This is a genomic window from Streptococcus infantis (genome assembly GCF_047464155.1).
Classification (GTDB): Bacteria; Bacillota; Bacilli; order Lactobacillales; family Streptococcaceae; genus Streptococcus; species Streptococcus infantis_U.
The window spans coordinates 250098-269811 of record NZ_JASHCL010000003.1 but is presented as its reverse complement, the minus strand read 5'-3'; the positions used below and the strand labels follow the sequence as shown (position 1 = coordinate 269811).

Genomic DNA, 19714 nt, shown 5'->3' with positions numbered 1-19714 from the left:
TCAAATGATTTGAAAACCACTTTGTCCATGGCACCCTAACTAAAACTAGGTAAAATTTTATAGTGGGTGAAGATATCTCTTAAACCACGCATCCTTTTTTAAAAATATGGTACAATAAATCTAGTTGTTTCAGAAAGGACCTAGTATGAAATCCTACCAAGAAGTTTACAAAATCTTAGCTCATGAAACAGATTATTTAAGCGGAGAGAAAATCGCTGAAATATTAAACCTCTCTCGCACCTCTGTTTGGAAGGCTATCCAACGCCTCCAACAAGAAGGTTTAGAAATTGACAGCATCAAAAACCGTGGTTACAAACTTCTTCATGGTGACCTAATCTTACCTCAAGAAATAGAAGCTAACAGCCCAATCTCAGTTCAATTTAAACCTATCACCAAATCAACCCAAAGTGATGCTAAGGAGGCCATGGAAGCTGGTGCCAAAGGAGATACACTCTACCTTTCAACTAGCCAAACGATGGGCCGTGGTCGATTTCAACGCCCCTACTACTCTCCAGACAAGGGGGGAATCTATATGTCTCTCCACCTCAAACCCAATCTTTCTTATCTAGATTTACCAGCTTATACACTCTTAACTGCAGCTGCTATTTATAAGGCTGTTAAAAATTTGAGCTTGATTGATTTAGACATCAAATGGGTAAATGATCTGTATCTAAATCAGAAAAAAATAGCCGGTATCCTAACAGAAGCCATTACTTCTATCGAAACCGGCCTTGTTACAGATGTTATTATTGGTGTTGGAATCAACTTTTCTATCGCTGATTTTCCCAAAAATCTGCAAGGAAAAGCTGGAAGTCTCTTTTCTAAAAGTAGCCCCATTACACGCAATGAACTGATTGCTGAAATTTGGAAATGTTTCTACGAAACAGATGCCGATGAACTGCTTTATCTCTATAAAAAATGCTCCATCGTTTTAGGAAAAGAAGTTTCCTTCAAGAAAGATCAGGAAATAATCACAGGAAAAGCGTGTGACATTTCGGATCAGGGCCAACTGCAGATAGAATTAGCTACTGGTGAAAAAATTTGGCTCAACAGTGGCGAGGTTTCGCTTACCAAATGGTAAACACTCGTCAACAACATAAAAATCGACCTTCTCGATAGAGAGGTCGATTTTCTTATCGTTTATTTTTTCAAACGTTCCACATCACGCGCAATGACAAGTTCTTCATCCGTTGGAATGACAAGGACACGAATTTTTGCAGCATCAGTAGAGATATCTCCAGTAACACCAAAAACATTTTTCTCTGGATCTACATCACAACCAAACCAAGAAATTCCTGAGATGACTTTCTCACGGACAAGCGTTGCATTTTCACCAACACCAGCAGTAAAGATAATAGCATCTGCCCCGTTTAGGACTGCCAAGTATTGGCCAATATGTTTTTGGATACGGTCAACATACATTTCAAAGGCCAAAGCAGCATCATGATTCCCTGCTTCCATTGCAGCAATCACATCACGCATATCACTAGACTTACCTGAAACACCCAGCAATCCTGACTCACGATTAAGAATACGACTGATATCCTCAGGCTTGTTAAAGTCCTCTGTATATTGCATTAAATAAGGAATGATAGCTGGGTCAATATCTCCTGTACGAGTTCCCATCATAACACCACCAAGTGGAGTGAATCCCATTGATGTATCGATTGATTGACCTCCCTTAACAGCTGTGATAGAAGCACCGTTACCAATATGGCACGTGATCAATTTCAACTCTTCAAGTGGACGGCCCAATAGTTTTGCTGCTTCTTGAGCAACATATTGGTGACTTGTTCCGTGAGCTCCATATTTACGAACTTTGTTTTCTGTATAGTACTTAGTTGGTAATGGATAACGATATGCTTTTTCTGGCATTGTTGTGTGGAATGATGTATCAAAGACTGCTACGCTTGTGATATCTGGCAACAATTCTTTGAAGGCACGAATACCAGCAGCATTTGCAGGGTTGTGCAATGGAGCAAGAAGTCCTAGCTCTTCAATTTTTTCCAAGACATCGCCTTCAACAACTGTAGACTCTTTGAAGTACTCACCACCTGCAACGACACGGTGTCCAACACCAGTAATCTCATCATAAGATTTAATAATATTAAAACGAATCAAGTCATCAAGCAAAATCTTAACAGCTAAGGTATGGTTTTCAATATCAAGAACTTGTTCTTCAGAACGACCATCAAATTTAACTGTAGAAACAGAATCCTTCAATCCGATTCGCTCAATCAAACCTTTTGCAAGTACCTTTTCTTCTGGCATTTGGTAGAGTTGCCATTTCAAGCTTGAGCTTCCAGCGTTAATTGCAATGGTTTTTGTCATAATGTTTCCCCTTTTTTAAGCGTTTTCAACTATTATATCAAAATTTATATTAGATTTCATGTTCTTGACACCAATTTTGAAAATTTTCCTTAAATTCCATCAAAATTTCAGGGTCACGAAGACTCGTAAGTGGATAAACAAATGGTTCAATCCCTTCTCCCGTCTTCTTCTGTAGAACAAAAATTGTTTTAGACTGAGCTCCGTGTGCAAAGAGATCCTCTGGTAAAGCTATGATTGCTACTAGTTGGGCTTTTTCAGTCAGCCATGATTTTAAAAGTTCACTCTGAGGGCTCGTCAAGAGGTCCGTTGGAGCTAGAAAAATCGCATAACCACCTGTTTTAAGATACTTGAGTGATTGTTCCATTAACAGATGATGCGCATAGGTATGTTCGTCCTTGGCTGCCACTTGATAACGCGAGGCTGTCTGATTATCTGGATAGTAACCGACAGGCAGGTCACTTACAATGATATCACTTTCTTTTAATACTTGTGGACGTACTGCATCTCCTTGGACAAAGCCCATTTGAAGATCCATTACTTCCGCCATGCTTGCCGCCAAGTCAATCAAGAGGTCATCAAGTTCTATTCCCAGATAGTCTACCTTTTTGTTCATGGACGTTAAGAAGCTAGCGCCCAGAATTCCCATTCCAGAACCCAACTCTAATAGACTCATATTTTCAGCAGGAAAAAGTTGCTCTATGATAAAAATCATCAAGTGACCAACCGCATCCGGTGTGAACTGGTGATTGGCTTGAAGAGATTCTGTTTGAGCTGCCTTCATTAACAAAAATTGATAGGTCCGTAACCACTCCTCTTTTCGAAGTGCCAAACGTTTCAAGGCTTGGTTATTTTTTTTGACTTGCTCCAGAGCGGTTTGACCATCGAGATAGATCCCGTTTTGTTCTATCAAGGCGTCATAAAAGCTAGTCGCCAAATCGTTTTGAATGATTTGGACATTTTCTAATAAATAGGTATATGCTTGTTCAATTTTTTCAAAATCCATAATCTTATCTTACCAAATTCAGAGCTGATTTTCCAGATTTTCATAATACTGAAAACAAATTAAAAACCTCTGAGATGACTCTCAAAGGTTTATTCTACTATTTACTATTTTCAACAGCTGCTGTTACAAATGCAGTGTAGAGTTCTTCTGGACGATTTGGACGACTTGAAAGTTCTGGATGATACTGACAAGCCACAAAGAATTTGTTTTCTGGGATTTCAACAATTTCGACCAAGCGATTGTCTGGTGAAACACCTGAGAAGACAAATCCTGCTCCTTCAAACTGTTCACGGAAGGCATTGTTAAACTCATAACGGTGGCGGTGGCGACGTTGGACCACTTCTTTATTATGATAAGCTGCAGCTGCCTTGGAACCACGTTTCAACTTAGAAGGATAAAGTCCCAAACGAAGGGTTCCACCCATGTCCTCAACATCAATCTGATCACGCATGATATCGATGATAGGGTATTTGGTATCAGGATTTAGCTCTGCTGAATTAGCTCCTTCAAGTCCCAAAACATGACGGGCAAACTCGATACAGGTCAATTGCATTCCCAAGCAGACCCCCAACATTGGTACATCATTTTCTCGAGCATAGCGAATCGCTTGAATCTTACCCTCAGTGCCACGTTGACCAAAACCACCTGGAACGATGATTCCATCAGCATCAGCTAGGAGTTCTGCAACATTCTCAGCTGTCACGTCATTAGCATTGACCCAATCAATCTTTACTTCTGCATCATTTGCATAACCAGAGTGTTTCAAGGCTTCAACAACTGAGATGTAGGCATCCTGTAACTCGACATATTTACCAACAAGTGCAATTTTGACTTGTTTTTTGAGGTTCATAACCTTATCAACCATAGCTGACCACTCTGTCATATCTGCTGCAGGTGCATCAATCTTCAAATGGTCACAGACGATTTGATCCATGCCTTGTGCTTGCAGATTAAGAGGAATTTGGTAAAGATGATCCACGTCCAATGACTCGATAACAGCTTCTGGCGCTACATCACAGAACTGGGCTAGTTTGTTTTTAATCCCTTGTCCTGCAGGTTTTTCTGTACGAATGACCAACATATTTGGCTGGATTCCCAAACCACGTAATTCTTTGACAGAGTGTTGAGTCGGCTTGGTCTTCATTTCTCCAGCTGCCTTGAGGTAAGGAAGCAAGGTGGTATGGATATACATGACATTTTCTGCGCCGACATCAGACTTCATTTGACGAAGCGCCTCTAAGAATGGAAGGGATTCAATATCGCCGACTGTCCCCCCAACCTCTGTAATAATAACATCAGAGTCAGTCGTTAGGGCAGCACGCTTGATTTTTTCTTTCAAGGCATCTGTAATATGTGGAATGACTTGGACAGTTGCTCCAAGGTATTCTCCACGACGTTCCTTGCGAAGGACTTCGCTGTAGATTTTACCAGTTGTCACGTTTGAGAATTTATTGAGGTTGATATCGATAAAACGTTCATAGTGTCCCAGGTCCAAGTCTGTCTCAGCCCCATCATCAGTTACAAATACTTCCCCGTGCTGATATGGACTCATGGTCCCTGGGTCGATATTGATATAAGGGTCAAATTTTTGAATAGTTACCTTCAAACCACGATTCTTCAAAAGACGCCCAAGGCTCGCTGCAACGATACCTTTCCCAATAGACGACACCACTCCACCAGTTACAAAAATATATTTCGTAGACATAGATTCCTCTTTCTAAAATGCTCAAGGTCCTGTTCGCTAGTAGGGGAGATAGTAAACAAGACCTTCATCAATAACCACAATCCAGGATAAAAGTTCCCAGAAAAACAAAAATAGCTCCCTAATTACTAGGGAGCTCCGACCTCTAAAAGAGGTGCCCGAACAATATCTTACCTCAATTTGGCACATTTGTCAAATGTCACTCTTTGCTAGATTTATAGTTCTACTGCAGAAAAGAAAACAACAAGGAGATTTCCTTGTTGTTTGGTATTATTCTTCCTCTTCCTCAGAATCTTCGTCATCTTCTTCAACGAGATCCACATCTTCTCCAAGGTCATCTGGTGCGATTTCGTTGATTTCAGCGTCGTAGGCTTCTACTTCGTTCTTCTCATCATCTGGATTTTCATCATCGTAAGAAAGAGCTGGATCTTCTTCGTAAGCGTCCTCATCCTCTGGATCATCTGCGCCATAATCAATGGCATCAGCATCTCCATCCATAAAGGCATTAACGCGTTTTTTCTTAGCTTTAGGTGCTACTTCCTCATCATCACTTTCCTCAAGTGCAATGATTTCTTCGTCAATTTCATCTACTCCATACCATGAACGAAGTCCCCATTTGTTATCTCCAAGAGAGATAAAGCTACCATCGAAGTTCAATTCTGTATAGAACAAAGGTAGTGCTTCACGAATATCGCTATTAGAGGTGCCAAGATAGTTTTGGATTTCATTAACCAAATCGCTAAAATGCATTTCGTGATCGCGACCACGGAGTTCCAAGATGGCACGAGCCACCTCAATCATAGATAGTTCACTTTTTTCTTGCCCAGCAAATACTTCTAATTCCAAAGCGTTTCTCCTCATTTTTTACTACTAACGCCAAAGCATACAAACTCTGGTCTCATTTTATCATGTACTCTTTATTGTACGATAATTTTCGTTATTAGTCAAAGGTTTAGAAGAAATTATTGTGAAATATTTCAGCTAATTGAAAGACCTGAGAGATAGGCTCACAGGTCCAATACTTTATTTATAGCTCAAAGCTCGTTTAAAGGTTTTCCAGATGCCTAAATCATCCGTCTGGAGGACCAAACTAGCATACATACGTCCAATAAAGACTGTTGCAGTTACTGCAAAAATGACTGTTATGGCAAGAGAAATCCATGCTTCTATACTACTTGCATAGCCATTAATAGCTCTAAAAGGCATAAAGAAGGTTGAGATGAACGGGATATAAGAACCAATCTTCAAAACCAAATTATCGCCAGAAGTTCCTAAGGCGGTTACCCCAATAAAACCTACCATAATTAAAAGCATCAAAGGCGACAAGGCTTTACCAGAGTCTTCAGGTCGAGAAACCATTGAGCCCAGAAAGGCAGCCAAGACCACATACATAAAGAGACTGACTAAGACAAATAACAAGGTATTGACCGAAAAGGCTTCTCCCAAGTGGTTTAAAACACCTGAATTTGCTAATAAGGGCATATCTTTAAAGAATAAGATTGCTCCAAATCCACCTACAACATAAATACCAATATGAGTCAAAATAACAAGAAGTAAGGCAATCATACGTGCATAAAAGTAATGGCTAGCTCGAATACTTGAGAAGACCACTTCCATGATTTTAGTTCCTTTTTCACTGGCTACTTCTTGAGCGGTGACACTAGCGTAAGTAATCAAAATCATATAGAGGAAGAAGCCTAGTCCTGCAGCCGCAAAGGTTTGGACCATTTTTTTATTTTCCTTAGCTTCATCAATCTGCTCTGTAAATTGAATCGTTTGTGCCAAGTGTTGTTCCTGTTCCTGAGATAAATGTGCCTCCAAACGATTGAGTTGGTATTGAAGCTCATTCAACTTAGTGGTCACAGCTAACTTAATGCCACTCTCTAGTGAAGTTTCACCGTGATAGACTGCCTTGAGGACACTACCTTCTTGATCAATGGTCAAATAACCTTTTATTTTTTCATCCTTGATGGCTTCTTGGGCGCTTGCTTCATCCTTATAGTCAAAATTAATGCCATTGGTCGATTTAAGACTCTCTGTTACAGCAGGCACCGAACTAACTACTGCCACCTTATTATTCTGAGCCAGAGAGGAACCTTGGAGATAGCCAATTCCGCCAGATAAGCCGATAAAGAGAAAAGGCGAGATTACCATAAAGAAGAAACTCCAGGATTTGACATGACGTAGATAAGTTTCTTTGATTACAACCAACATATTTCTCATACTTCCACCCCTGATTCTAGTTTAAAGATTTCATCGATTGTCGGAGCTTGCTGGTCAAAGGTCGCGATATAGTGTCCTTGAGTCAAGATAGCAAAGAGCTCCTGTCCAGCATTTTCATCATCTAGGATGAGCTTCCAAATTCCCTGCTTGGTCAAGCTAGCATGAATGACATGTGGGAGCTTTTCCAAGTCTTCCTGACTCTTTTCACTTGCAACAAAGAGTCGCGTTTTGCCGTATTGATTACGAACATCTTGGACTGGTCCATGCAAGACGACACGCCCATCACGAATCATCAGGATATCATCACATAGCTCTTCGACATTGGTCATGACGTGGTCTGAAAAGATAATGGTTGCACCACGTTCTTTTTCTTTGAGGATGACCTGCTTGAGCAATTCGGTATTGACTGGATCCAGACCACTAAAAGGTTCATCTAGGATAATCAAATCTGGTTCATGCATTAAAGTAATGATTAGCTGAATCTTTTGTTGATTCCCTTTTGAGAGACTCTTAATCTTGTCTGTCAGTTTCCCCTTGACTTCCAGTTTTTCCATCCATTGAGGGAGTTTTTCTTTGACTTCTTTAGCATCCATGCCTTTTAAGGTTGCAAGATAGCGCACCTGTTCGAGAACTGTCAATTTAGGCATGAGACTACGTTCTTCGGGTAGATAGCCAATCCGAGCATAGGTTTCCTGACGAATTTCCTGACCATCAAACTGAATCTCTCCCTGATATTCTAAAAATTTCAAAATACTGTGGAAAATGGTTGTTTTCCCAGCTCCATTTTTCCCAACTAGACCTAAAATTCTTCCAGACTTAGCTTGAAAGTCAACGCCAAACAAGACTTGCTTAGGGCCAAAGCTTTTTTCAAGATTGCGGATTTCTAACATGTTCCACCTCCTACTAATCTTACCCTCATTATACTCCTTTTTTTAGTCATTACAAGGATTTATGTACATTTTTATTAGTAGAATTTGCTTGGATTTTTTCATACCAAAAATAATAAAATTTACATTTATTTATCTTTCCAATATTCGGCATTTGCAAAGATAAAAAATCCACCCCTAGGGATGGATTTTAGACTTTTAACGCACTTCTGCATGCACTTTTTCTTCAAGTGAAGCTTGGATTTTTTCCATATAGCGTGCGACTTCTTCGTCAGTCAAGCTATCTTCTGGATTTTGGAAAGTCAAGCTATAAGCCATTGATTTCATACCGATACCCAGTTTTTCACCTGAGAATACATCAAAGAGTTTGATATCTGTCAAACGCTTCACGCCAGCATCTTTGATGGCGTCTACCACTTCTTGGTGAGTTACTTCTGCCTTGAGGAGAAGGGCGATATCACGGCTGACTGCTGGGAACTTCGTAATTTCCACAAATGGAGCAGCTGGTTGAAGGGCTTCTTCAATAGCTGAAAGGTTAAGCTCCGCCACATAAGTTTCTGGAATGTCGTAAGCCTTAGCCGTAACAGGGTGTACTTGACCGAGGAAACCGACTACTTGGTCACCAAGTGAAATCAAGGCTGTACGTCCTGGGTGGAGACTAGCAATTTCAGAGGTTGCTGTATAGGTCACTTCAAGACCCAAGCGAGCAAAGAGAGCCTCCAAGATTCCCTTAGCATAGAAGAAGTCAACCGGTATAGCTGCAGTTTGGAAGTCTTTTTCAGCAACTAAGCCAGTCAAGGCAAAGGCAAAGCTATTGATTTCGTTTGGCAATTCTTCTTTTGGATTACCAGTTTGCTCGAAGACTTTTCCAATCTCATAAAGAGCCAAGTTTTTGTTCTTACGCGCTACGTTGTAAGCTACTGTATCCAAAATACCTGAAACCATATTTTGACGGAGAACAGAACGGTCCACAGTCATTGGCCACATGAGCTCTGTCAAATGACTTGGCTGAATCGTAAACTCAACCGCTTTTTCAGGAGTTGTAAGAGCGTAGGTGATGATTTCAGTCAATCCAGCCCCTTCAGCAATAGTCCGAACTTGACGACGGAGTTTTTGTGTCGCTGTTAACTCACCTGCTGTCCCATCGTCTTTTGGAAGACTAGTTGGCAAGCGGTCATAACCGTAGATACGAGCGATTTCTTCAAAGAGATCCGCTTCGATAGTGATATCCCAACGGCGACGTGGAACTCTTACTGTGAAGCTGTCAGCATTTCCAGAAAGGCCAAATCCAAGACGACGGAAGACATCTTCTACATCGGCGTAGGAAAGCTCTGTACCGAGGACACGGTTGACGTCAACAAGAGTTGAAGAAACTTCCACATCAGAAGTGTCAAGCTCACCTGCTGAAACGATCCCCTTACGAACAGTTGCTCCTGAAAGCTCTGCAATCATGCTCGCTGCCGCATCAAGGGCTTCATTGACAGTTGCCACGTTGATGCCTTTTTCAAAGCGAGAAGAAGATTCTGAACGAAGGTTGAGGCGACCACTAGTCTTACGGATAGATTTGCCATTGAAAACAGCAGCTTCAAGGACGACACGACTAGATTTTTCAGAGATTTCTGTAGCTTGTCCACCCATGACACCTGCAAGGGCTACTGCTTTATCAGCAACAGTGATGACTAAGTCATTTGTTTCCAACTCACGTTCTTCCCCGTCCAAAGTTACCAATTTTTCACCTTCACGCGCTTCACGCACACGAATCTCGCTTCCTTCAAAGGTATCTAAGTCAAAGGCATGCATAGGCTGACCAAAGTAAAGAAGGATATAGTTGGTCACGTCCACCACGTTATTGATTGGACGGATGCCTTCATTCATGAGAAGATTTTGCAACCATTGTGGACTTGGTGCAATCGTCACATTGTCCAAGATACGGGCTGCATAGTATGGAGCCTTGTCTGTGTCAATGCTGACAGAAAGAGCGTCCGCTGCAGCTTGGTCTGTTTCTGAAAGAGCAAATTCTTTAAAGTTGACTGCCTTGTCGTAGATAGCGGCTACTTCGTGTGCTACCCCACGCATAGAAAGAGCGTCTGCACGGTTTGGAGTGATAGAAAGCTCGATGATTTCATCATCCAAGTCTAGGTAAGAGAAGACTTCATCTCCTGGAACAGCATCTTGAGGCAAGATTTGGATCCCATCTGCAAATTCCTTTGGTACAACGGAGTCAGAAATGCCCAACTCACCAAGTGAACAGATCATCCCGAGTGACTCTAAGCCACGGATTTTCCCTTTTTTAATCTTGTAGTTATCTGCGATACGAGCACCTGGAAGAGCCACCATGACCTTGATGCCTGCACGCACATTTGGTGCTCCACAGACGATTTGACGGGCTTCTTCTTCACCCACATTGACTTGGCAGACATGCAAGTGTGTTTCTGGCACATCTTCACAAGACAGGACTTCTCCGACGACAATTTTTGAGAGACCAGCAGCTGGTGATTCCACACCTTCTACTTCGATCCCTGTGGTTGACATTTTTTCAGCCAACTCTTGTGATGGCACATCAATGTCCACCAATTCTTTTAACCATTTATAAGATACTAACATAATTCTGATTGTAAGATCCCAGTAAGAGAGACCTTTTCAATTCCTTTCTTTTTCTTTGAGGCAGTCCTCACCATTTCTCATTGAGAGAAGATGATTAGTACTGTATAGGACTGTGTTTCAGGTTTCAATCTTATTTAAACTGTTCTGAGAAGCGGACATCGCCTTGGTAGAATCCACGGATATCGTTGATACCGTAGCGAAGCATAGCGACACGCTCTTGACCAAGACCAAAGGCAAAACCAGAGTAAACACTTGCATCGATGCCACTCATCTCAAGGACACGTGGGTGAACCATACCGGCACCCATAATCTCGATCCAACCTGTTTTCTTACATACGTTACAGCCGTCTCCTCCACACTTGAAGCATGAAACGTCAACCTCAACAGATGGCTCGGTAAATGGGAAGTAAGATGGACGCAGACGAATCTGGCGCTCTTCACCAAACATTTTTTGCACAATCAACTGAAGAGTTCCTTGAAGATCAGCCATAGAGATGTTTTTCCCTACAACCAAACCTTCGATTTGGTGGAATTGGTGACTGTGGGTTGCATCGTCTGTATCACGACGGAATACACGTCCTGGTGAGATCATCTTCAAAGGACCTTTAGAAAAGTCATGGGCATCCATCGCACGCGCCTGAACTGGAGACGTGTGGGTACGAAGTAAGATTTCTTCTGTGATGTAGAAAGTGTCCTGCATATCACGGGCTGGGTGATCTTTTGGAAGGTTCATACGTTCGAAGTTGTAGTAGTCTTGCTCCACTTCAAATCCATCCACGACTTGGTAACCCATACCGATGAAGATATCTTCAATTTCTTCACTAGTTTGTGTGAGAACGTGACGGTGACCAGTCGCAACTGGACGACCTGGAAGCGTCACATCGATGCTCTCACTTGCTAGTTGAGCTTCTACTTTCTTTTCTTCCAAGAGCTTAGCTGTTTCTTCAAAAGCGGCTGTTAAGACATCACGAGCTTCATTGACGTGTTTTCCGATAACAGGACGCATTTCTGCAGAAACGTCCTTCATCCCTTTAAGGATTTCAGTCAATGAACCTTTTTTACCAAGGACTGAGACACGCAATTCTTGCATCTCTTTTTCATTTTCAGCAGTAATCTGCTTCAAGCTAGCTAGCGTTTCTTCACGAAGCTCTTTTAATTGTTCTTCAATAGTTGACATAATTCCTCCATCAGTCTCTCGTAAGATAAAAAGAAAACCACATGCCAAAAACTCCACTCGGAGCGTTGACACGCGGTACCATCCGTTTTCATCTGACAAGTCAGACCTTTATTTCTGAATCCCTTCGCAAGTGAATTCACCCAGCTTTCATATAGAGAGCTTTCAGTCACGGCTCTCCTCCCTGATATACTTCCCCTGAGATACTAGTCTTGCAGATTCCTATTTAATTATTATTCATTTTATCAAATTTCAAGCGTTCTTGCAAGATATTTTGCGACTAATCAACATAGTCCCCACCTTCAAAGCCGTAATACTCTTCCAAGCTGAGACCACTTGCAGCGATATCCTTGGCTTCTTTTCCGACGTAGCGAAGGTGCCATTCTTCAGCCATATAGCCCGTTTCTTTTTCCTTACCTTTTAGATAACGGACGACAAAGCCATAGTCAGCCGCATGGTCCAAAAGCCATTGGGCAGCCTTTTCTTCAGTGACTAAGTCTCCATTTGTTCCAATTAGGTCAAAGGCAAGGCCAGTTTGGTGTTCACTGTAACCAGGTCTTGCAGAATAGCGGTCAGCCTCAGCCTTGCCATCTTTATCTACATAGTTTTGATAAAGCTGAGTTTGAGTTTCGTAACTTCTAAAACCACTGTAGTTGTCGCTAATCGGGAATCCTGCTTGTTGCATAGCTGCAATGAGTTTCAACAGTTCTGCCTTAGCGGTAGGATTTTCTCCAGGATTGTAATCTTTGGACATTGGATAATGCTTATTAGCTACAACAATCTCATCGTACTTACCTTGAATGCTGTAGTGGTCTCCTTTGTTAACCACTTCTGCTTTCTTTTGTTTACTTTCCTCGCTACTAGTTGTAACTTCTTGCTCCCTTATGCTTTCAGTTTTTTCTTGAACAGTAGTTTGCTCTGAAGAAGTTTTTGCGTCAGAAGTCTCTGTTTTTTCTTGCGAACATGCTACCAATGTTAAGGCTAATAATCCTGATAAGATAAGGTATCTTTTTTTCATCTGTTATCCTTTCATTTATTCATCTGGTTTAAAGTCTCAGATAATCTTGCAATCAAGTCTTCTAATTTGCTTCCCTTAGCTTGATATTCTTCAGCAACCATTTCTTCCCAAGGAACCCACCAGACTGGACCACGCCCATTAAGTCCGTGTCCCTTCATATCACCAGCTCGTCTTGGAAAAATATGCCAGTGAACATGAGCGTCTCCATTTCCCAACAACTCTACATTCATCTTTTCAGCAGTAAAAGCCTTAGAGACAGCTTCCTGAACCAGACTCATTTCCTCTAAAAAGCGGAGTTTGACAGTTGGATGTAGATGATGCAATTCTATGACATGTTCCTTGGCTAAGAATAGAGTATAGCCTTCAAAATACTGGTGGTCTCCGATGACAACATAGCCCGTTTCTAATTCCTTCACAAAGTAGGGATTATCACCAGACTTTATTAGATCAATTCGATCACAAATCAAGCACATCTTATTCCACCAAGTCACTCTTAAGATAAGCATCTACCATACGCTCAGTAGCAACTACAGAATCAATATGAGTACGCTCGTAAGAGTGACTAGACTCAATACCTGCACCAAGAAGGGCGTGCTTAACCTCTGCTCCAGCTGACATGGCTGCAGAAGCGTCTGAACCGTAAAATGGATAGATATCTAGTTTAAATGGAATGTCTTGCTCTTTTGCTAGAGCAACCAGATGTTGGCGGAATTCATAGTGATAAGGACCTGAAGCATCCTTGACACAGATAGAGACTGTGTACTCGTCTGTCTGCTGATCATCTCCCATTGCTCCCATGTCCACAGCTAGATATTCGACAACTTGACTAGGGATACTTGAGTTAGCACCATGCCCCACTTCTTCAAAGACTGAAAAGGCAAAATGCGTAGTAACTGGAAGTTCAATTCCTTCTTCTTTATAGACTTTAAGGAGATTGAGGAGAATAGCTGCGCTGACCTTATCATCCAAATGACGCGATTTGATAAAGCCTGAATCAGTCACCACAGTTCGTGGGTCAAAGCTGATAAAATCTCCAACTTCGATACCGAGTGCGCGTGTTTCCTTATCATTGGTTACTTTTTCGTCCAAACGTACTTCCATATTGTCCTGCGTACGTTCAGCTGTCCCCGCATCCTTGTATACATGGCAAGAAGTTTGGTGGATCAAAATCGTACCTGAAACTGTTTTTCCTGTACTAGCCACATGAACCGTACAGTTTTCACCTTCAATCATATTCCAAGGATAGCCTCCAATACGGTCCATTTTGAGGCGACCGTCTGGTTTAATAGCACGAACGATAGCTCCCAAAGTATCCACATGGGCAGTCACATAGCGTTGTTGCTCGTCATTTTCACCTTTGATTGTTACGTTGACACCACCTTTGGCAGTACGGACAGGTTGATAACCTAGTTTTTCAAGCGTCTCAACCAAATAATTCGTAATTTCACGCGTAAAACCTGTTGGCGACGCGATAGCAGTTAGTTCTTTAATATATTCTACAGTTTGATTCATTTCTTCACCTCTTCTTACCATTATATCACTTTTCCCATTTTAGTATGTGTAAAAAGGAAAAACTGACATACTTTGATAATGAAAGTATGTTATGGTATAATAAAAGTAGTTCTTATGATGAAAGGAAAAAATATGAATAGATATTTCAAAATGACGCTTCTCTTAGCCTTACCGTTGGCATTCTTGTTGGGATGTTCTAAACAATCAACAACTTCTAACTCCTTAAAAGCAGAAACAAGTGAAGTAAAAACTACCGAAACTGAAACTACTGAGGCTGAAACTACAGAAAAGAAAGCTGAATCAAAAACTGTAGCCTTTGTTCATGACAGTAATCCAGGAAGACATTCTACCTTGACATACACTGTTGAAGGCGATGATGTTATGAAACAAGAAGTTTATAATGTTTTTGAACCTGAAATACTCAATAAGAGCGCCGATGAGATTAAAGAACTTATCGTGAAAACTTATAAAGGGTATGAAGGAATTAAGGGCGTTACACAAAATATCGAATTCAAAGATGGAAAAGTCGTCCATACCATGGTCATTGACATGACTGTAGTCAATCTTGATGAGATGAAAAAAGCAATGCCAAATGAATATTCTGGAGCTGGAAAACGTGTAAGTTTTGCAAAAACTAAAAAAATGCTTGAGGATCTTGGGTATACTGAAAAAACGAACTAAGAGTAATAAAAAAACCTTGGCAGATGCCAAGGTTTTTTATTACATCTCAAAAGCTTCACTTTCTTGTTTGTTAGGAAGAACAAGAGAAAGTAAAATTCCGATAATCGCTGGTACTAACCATGGCAATGAAGCCTTAGCAAATGGTAGAGCATTCACAATGTTGGCAAGGAAGGTCACTTCAAATGAACTTCCTAAGACGCTAGCTATGGCAATAGCAGTTACAAGTCCCATAGTCAATTGCATCCCTGGTTTTGAAAGTGGTACAAATTTGTTCACAATCACAATCATAACAATCACAATGGTGATTGGATACAAGACAACTAGTACTGGCACTGAGTACTTGATAATGGCGCTCAAACCAAGGTTTGCAATGGCAAAACCAATCAAGGTAAAGACAGTCGCATAAACCTTGTAGCTGATTTGTGGGAAACGTCCGTTAAAGAACTCCGCAGTTGACACAATCAACCCTACAGTAGTTGTAAAGCAAGTTACGGTTACCATAGCTGCAAGGAAAAGCTGAGCAGTAGAACCAAAGATTTCTTGAGTCGCTTGAGACAAGATATAAACTCCAGGAGTTCCACCCTTCATCGCTTCTTCTGTTACTGGGAAATGATTCCCAAGGAATCCTAACCCGATATAGAGAGCACTAAATCCTAGAGCTACAACGATTCCAACTACCCAAATGGTTGAAATGTACTCTTTCTTACTTGAGAAACCAAGTTGTTTCAAGGTTTGTACGGCAATAACACTGAAGGCAACAGAAGCAAGTGCATCAAGTGTATTATATCCCTCAAGGAAACCTGCACCAAAAGCTGAAGTTTGGTAGGCACCTGATGCTGCTTGCGGTGCGTTCCCACCATATTTAAAGGCCCCAAGGATAATCAAGACAACAATCAAAATCGCAAATACTGGAGTCAAGATTCGTCCAATACGATCCAAAATCTTTGAAGGATTAAGGGCGATTAAATAGGCTGCAACAAAGTAGAGAATGGTAAAGACAATCAGACCTAAACCCTTATCTGCTTCAGCTAGGAGGGGACTAATACCGACCTCAAACGATGTTGTTGCTGTACGTGGAATGGCAAAGAATGGACCAATCGACAAGTACAAAGCTGCAAGATAAATCGTCGCAAACCATGGAGAGATTTTCTTAGAAATCTCATAGATATAGCCCTTAGGATTAAGGGTCCCAATAATCAAAGTTAGGACGGCAATCCCAACACCTGAAAATACAAATCCTGCAATGGCAGGAAGGAAGTTTTCTCCAGACTGTGCGCCTAGAGTTGGAGGGAAAATCAAGTTACCTGCTCCAAAAAATATTCCAAACAGAAGTAATCCTGTTAAAGCACCTTTTTTAGCCATAAACTCTCCTTATAACATTAAAATACTTTCTTAGTATAACATGTTTAAAGGCATGAAAAGGCTATCTTGAAATAATTCTAAAATGTTTTCAATTTTCTGATTTTTAGAGCAAAAAAAATTCCCTTTAAAACCTTTCTTATTTTCGGTCTCAAAGGGAGTTTTTCTTATTCTAAAGCATCCATGCCACCTTGGACATTGATAACCTCATATCCTTGTTCTGTTAAAAATTGACAAGCGCGTGCTGAACGCATTCCTGATTTACAAATCACGTAATAAAGCTGGTCTTTGTCCAGTTGTACATAAGTATCTGCCAGTTGACTGAGAGGGAAATTATGAGCACCTTCTAAATGAAGAGCTTCAAATTCCTCTACTTCTCTCACGTCCAGCACAGAAAGTGGGCTATTCTGATAAAGTTGGTAAAAATCGTTAAAAGTAATTTCTTTCATTTTTCTTCTCCGAGAATTTTTTGGATTCTATCTTTCAAATCAGGAACCACTTCTTCTTCAAACCAAGGATTTTTTTTCATCCAGATTTGGTTGCGTGGTGACGGATGTACCAGAGGGAAATAATCAGGCAAATAATCTTTAAAGCGATGCACACGATCTGTCACCTTGCCACTGACCTTTTCATGCAGATAGTAAGCCTGAGCATACTGCCCAATCAAGAGTGTTAATTGAATATCTGGCAATTCCTTCAAAAGTTTTGGATGCCATTTTTCTGCAAAACCGGGACGTGGTGGTAGGTCACCCGATTTTCCATGACCTGGAAAGTAGAAATCCATAGGCATGACTGCAAAGTAACCTGAATTATAAAACGTATCTTCATCCACACCTAGCCACTCTCGCAAGCGGTCACCACTTTTATCCTTCCAGTAAAGTCCTGCTTCTTGAGTTTTGAGTCCAGGAGCTTGCCCAATGATATTGATACGAGCAGTCTTTGGTGCTGCAAAAAGAGGCTCGATTCCTTGCTCAGTATAGCTGGCATTCTGTGGATCCGCCATAATGGCTTGCTTGATGTTTTCGATTTGAGACATCTACTTTCCCTCCAAAAAGAAGTCTAAGCATAAAATCTCAGACTTCTAAATCATTATTTGATCAATTCATAGATAGCTTCAGCGTAGATGGCTGCTGCACGGAAAAGATCGTCCAAGGCGATAAATTCGTTGGCCTGGTGCATAGTATCGATAGAATCTGGGAACATAGCACCGTAGGCTACACCACGCTCTAATAGACGTCCAAAAGTTCCTCCACCGATGACTTGTTCGTGACCTTGAAGACCTGTTTGTTTTTCGTAAACATTCAACAAGGTTTGAACGAGTGGATCTTCCATTGGCACATAGTGAGGAGTGTGACCATGTTCAGAAAGGCTGACTGAAGCAACTGGCAAGCTTTCAAGAACTGACTTGATTTGCTCTGGGCTTGTTCCTTTTGGATAACGGAAGTTGAGGGCAATAGTATTGTCAGCACTTGTTTCGTCAAAGCGGAAGACACCCGCATTCATAGAAAGGGCTCCCATCTTTTCATCCACATGAGCAACCTTCAAATTCTTGCCTTCGTGGTCATTCAAGAGAATCTTTCCAGCAATGTCAAGGTAGTCTTTTGCAGGTCCTTCAAAAGCAAATTGGCTGAGGAAGAGAGCAAGGTAAGTCGCACCATTGACACCTGAAGCAGGCATAGCTCCATGAGCTGATTTACCAATTACAGTAACCCTGTACTGACCGTTTTCTTCTTGAATTTCTCCTCTGAGTTTGTGCTCTGCAACGAAGGCATCTAGTTTAGCTTGCAAGTCAGCCAAGTCCCCTGAAACGACTGCAGTTGCTGATTCTGGCACCATGTTTTCACGCAAACCACCTGTAAAGCTGTGAAGACGTGTTGCACCAGTATTTTCACCAGCAAAGTGAAGGTATTCTGTGATATTTCCTTTTTCACCATTGATGATAGGGAATTCAGCATCTGGAGAGAAGCCAAAGTCTGGTTTTGCAAGCCCTACATGCTCAAAGTAGTAGTCCATATCTGCCCAACCTGACTCTTCGTCAGTTCCGACGATGAAACGAACTTTCTTAGAAGTTGGAAGTCCCAATTCTTTGATGATTTTCAAACCATAGTAACATGCTGTAGTTGGCCCCTTGTCATCAGAAGCACCACGCGCATAAAGACGACCATCTTTGATAGTTGGAGTGTAAGGGTCAGTGTCCCAACCACTACCTGCTGGCACTACGTCCATGTGGGCAAAGATTCCGAGAACTTCTTCTCCTTGACCAAACTCGAAATGACCTGCATAGTTGTCGACATTTTTTGTTGGGTAGCCATCACGGTCTGCGATTTCGAGGAATTTCTCCAAGGCTTTTACTGGACCAGGTCCAAATGGATGCTGCGCATCGGCCTTACTGTCATCACGTTCTGAGTTGATTTCCAAAAGGCTAAACAAGTCAGCCAAGAGGTCTTCTTTGCGTTTTTCTACTTCTGTTGTAAAATCAATAACTGTCATTTTTACTTCCTATCTTTTCTCGATAATTTCATCTACTGGCAAGCGGTAGCTTGGTTCCAACTTCTCGTCTGTGTATCCTACTGTAATCAAAAGCTCTGGACGGAAGCGTTCTTCAATTTCCAAGACTTCATTAGCTTTTGATTTATCAAAACCTAGTATAATATTTGAACCAATTCCCTGGTCAGTCAATGCAAGGACCAAGTTCATCGCAACTAATCCTGCATTAAGAGCCAAGTAGTCACTGACTTGTTGTTCATTGTAACGTGCATACTCAGCTGGAAGATTTTTCATAAAGTACTGAAGTTGTTCTTCTGAGAAGTTCTTTGCTCCACCAACACGGGCAATCTTGCGAGCTCGTTTAGCTAGGTCAGTATCTGTAAACAAGGCAATGGTTACAGGGGCAGATGCTACTTGCTCAAAGTTTGAACCGTAAGCCAATTTTGCTAGTTCAGCATTTCTCTCGCGAACCACAACAAACTTCCAAGGCTGACTGTTGTGAGCACTCGGTGCCAAGGTTGCGATCTCAATAGCTGTTCGAACATCCTTGGGATCAACTGGTTTATCAATAAAATGCTTAGTCGCATGACGTTTTTTGTTTAATTCAAGAAATTTCATAAGCAAGTTCCTTTTCTAATTCTACTGCTTCCATTTTACCACATTTTGAAAGAGCTTGCATAGATTTTTCATAAGTAGAGACCTTTATCCCATCTCTTAACCAGGAATTACAAAC

At 41.3% G+C, this 19714-nt stretch carries 18 protein-coding genes; 2 read left to right on the top strand and 16 right to left on the bottom strand.

What is annotated here, in order from left to right; genetic code table 11:
• The first annotated feature begins 145 nt into the window (after positions 1-145).
• On the top strand, positions 146-1081 hold the full coding sequence (birA, locus tag QM810_RS07570) for a bifunctional biotin--[acetyl-CoA-carboxylase] ligase/biotin operon repressor BirA (protein ID WP_414254414.1): 936 nt from the start codon (positions 146-148) through the stop codon (positions 1079-1081).
• Positions 1082-1140: 59 nt separating this feature from the next.
• Here the strand turns inward: birA and QM810_RS07565 are convergent, their stop codons facing one another.
• The 11 genes from QM810_RS07565 to QM810_RS07515 all read right to left on the bottom strand — a co-directional run bounded on the left by QM810_RS07565 (position 1141) and on the right by QM810_RS07515 (position 14454).
• Complete coding sequence (locus tag QM810_RS07565) at positions 1141-2331, bottom strand: acetate kinase (RefSeq protein ID WP_414254413.1); 1191 nt, start codon at positions 2329-2331, stop codon at positions 1141-1143.
• A 49-nt stretch (positions 2332-2380) separates the two neighbouring features.
• Entirely contained in the window at positions 2381-3334 is a 954-nt protein-coding gene (locus tag QM810_RS07560) for a class I SAM-dependent methyltransferase (RefSeq protein ID WP_414254412.1), read from the bottom strand.
• 97 nt (positions 3335-3431) lie between these two features.
• Positions 3432-5039 carry a CTP synthase gene (locus QM810_RS07555; RefSeq protein ID WP_414254411.1) on the bottom strand — a complete coding sequence of 536 codons (1608 nt, stop codon included), beginning with the start codon at positions 5037-5039 and terminating at the stop codon, positions 3432-3434.
• A gap of 267 nt (positions 5040-5306) precedes the next feature.
• Entirely contained in the window at positions 5307-5882 is a 576-nt protein-coding gene (gene rpoE, locus QM810_RS07550; RefSeq protein WP_414254410.1) for a DNA-directed RNA polymerase subunit delta, read from the bottom strand.
• A 177-nt stretch (positions 5883-6059) separates the two neighbouring features.
• Positions 6060-7259: an ABC transporter permease gene (locus tag QM810_RS07545; protein WP_414254409.1), complete on the bottom strand. Its 1200-nt coding sequence runs from the start codon at positions 7257-7259 to the stop codon at positions 6060-6062.
• The gene (locus QM810_RS07540) at positions 7256-8149 is read right to left on the bottom strand and encodes an ABC transporter ATP-binding protein (RefSeq protein WP_414254408.1); all 894 of its coding nucleotides are present in this window, start codon (positions 8147-8149) and stop codon (positions 7256-7258) included. Before QM810_RS07540 ends, QM810_RS07545 begins: the two co-directional genes overlap by 4 nt.
• A gap of 195 nt (positions 8150-8344) precedes the next feature.
• Complete coding sequence (gene pheT, locus QM810_RS07535) at positions 8345-10750, bottom strand: phenylalanine--tRNA ligase subunit beta (RefSeq protein WP_414254407.1); 2406 nt, start codon at positions 10748-10750, stop codon at positions 8345-8347.
• 130 nt (positions 10751-10880) lie between these two features.
• Positions 10881-11927 carry a phenylalanine--tRNA ligase subunit alpha gene (pheS, locus tag QM810_RS07530; protein ID WP_049494182.1) on the bottom strand — a complete coding sequence of 349 codons (1047 nt, stop codon included), beginning with the start codon at positions 11925-11927 and terminating at the stop codon, positions 10881-10883.
• 277 nt (positions 11928-12204) lie between these two features.
• Complete coding sequence (gene ldcB, locus QM810_RS07525; protein WP_414254406.1) at positions 12205-12942, bottom strand: LD-carboxypeptidase LdcB/DacB; 738 nt, start codon at positions 12940-12942, stop codon at positions 12205-12207.
• Between the two features lie 11 nt (positions 12943-12953).
• The gene (locus tag QM810_RS07520) at positions 12954-13415 is read right to left on the bottom strand and encodes an HIT family protein (RefSeq protein ID WP_414254405.1); all 462 of its coding nucleotides are present in this window, start codon (positions 13413-13415) and stop codon (positions 12954-12956) included.
• Position 13416: 1 nt separating this feature from the next.
• Positions 13417-14454, bottom strand: coding sequence for a M42 family metallopeptidase (locus QM810_RS07515; protein ID WP_414254404.1), 1038 nt, complete (start codon positions 14452-14454; stop codon positions 13417-13419).
• Between the two features lie 132 nt (positions 14455-14586).
• On the opposite strand from QM810_RS07515, the gene QM810_RS07510 reads away from it, so the two are divergent.
• A complete protein-coding gene (locus QM810_RS07510; RefSeq protein WP_414254403.1) occupies positions 14587-15135 on the top strand; it encodes a DUF1307 domain-containing protein in 549 nt (182 codons plus the stop codon).
• A 39-nt stretch (positions 15136-15174) separates the two neighbouring features.
• On the opposite strand, the gene brnQ is transcribed toward QM810_RS07510, so the two are convergent.
• From brnQ to QM810_RS07485, 5 genes are all read right to left on the bottom strand, one after another.
• A complete protein-coding gene (brnQ, locus tag QM810_RS07505) occupies positions 15175-16497 on the bottom strand; it encodes a branched-chain amino acid transport system II carrier protein (RefSeq protein WP_414254402.1) in 1323 nt (440 codons plus the stop codon).
• A 164-nt stretch (positions 16498-16661) separates the two neighbouring features.
• Positions 16662-16943, bottom strand: coding sequence for a rhodanese-like domain-containing protein (locus QM810_RS07500; protein WP_414254401.1), 282 nt, complete (start codon positions 16941-16943; stop codon positions 16662-16664).
• Complete coding sequence (locus QM810_RS07495) at positions 16940-17530, bottom strand: uracil-DNA glycosylase family protein (RefSeq protein ID WP_414254400.1); 591 nt, start codon at positions 17528-17530, stop codon at positions 16940-16942. Before QM810_RS07495 ends, QM810_RS07500 begins: the two co-directional genes overlap by 4 nt.
• Before the next feature lie 53 nt (positions 17531-17583).
• Positions 17584-18984, bottom strand: a complete 1401-nt coding sequence (gene pepV, locus QM810_RS07490; RefSeq protein WP_414254399.1) for a dipeptidase PepV — start codon at positions 18982-18984, stop codon at positions 17584-17586.
• A gap of 9 nt (positions 18985-18993) precedes the next feature.
• Positions 18994-19599 carry a nitroreductase family protein gene (locus QM810_RS07485; RefSeq protein ID WP_045614292.1) on the bottom strand — a complete coding sequence of 202 codons (606 nt, stop codon included), beginning with the start codon at positions 19597-19599 and terminating at the stop codon, positions 18994-18996.
• Positions 19600-19714 lie beyond the last annotated feature (115 nt).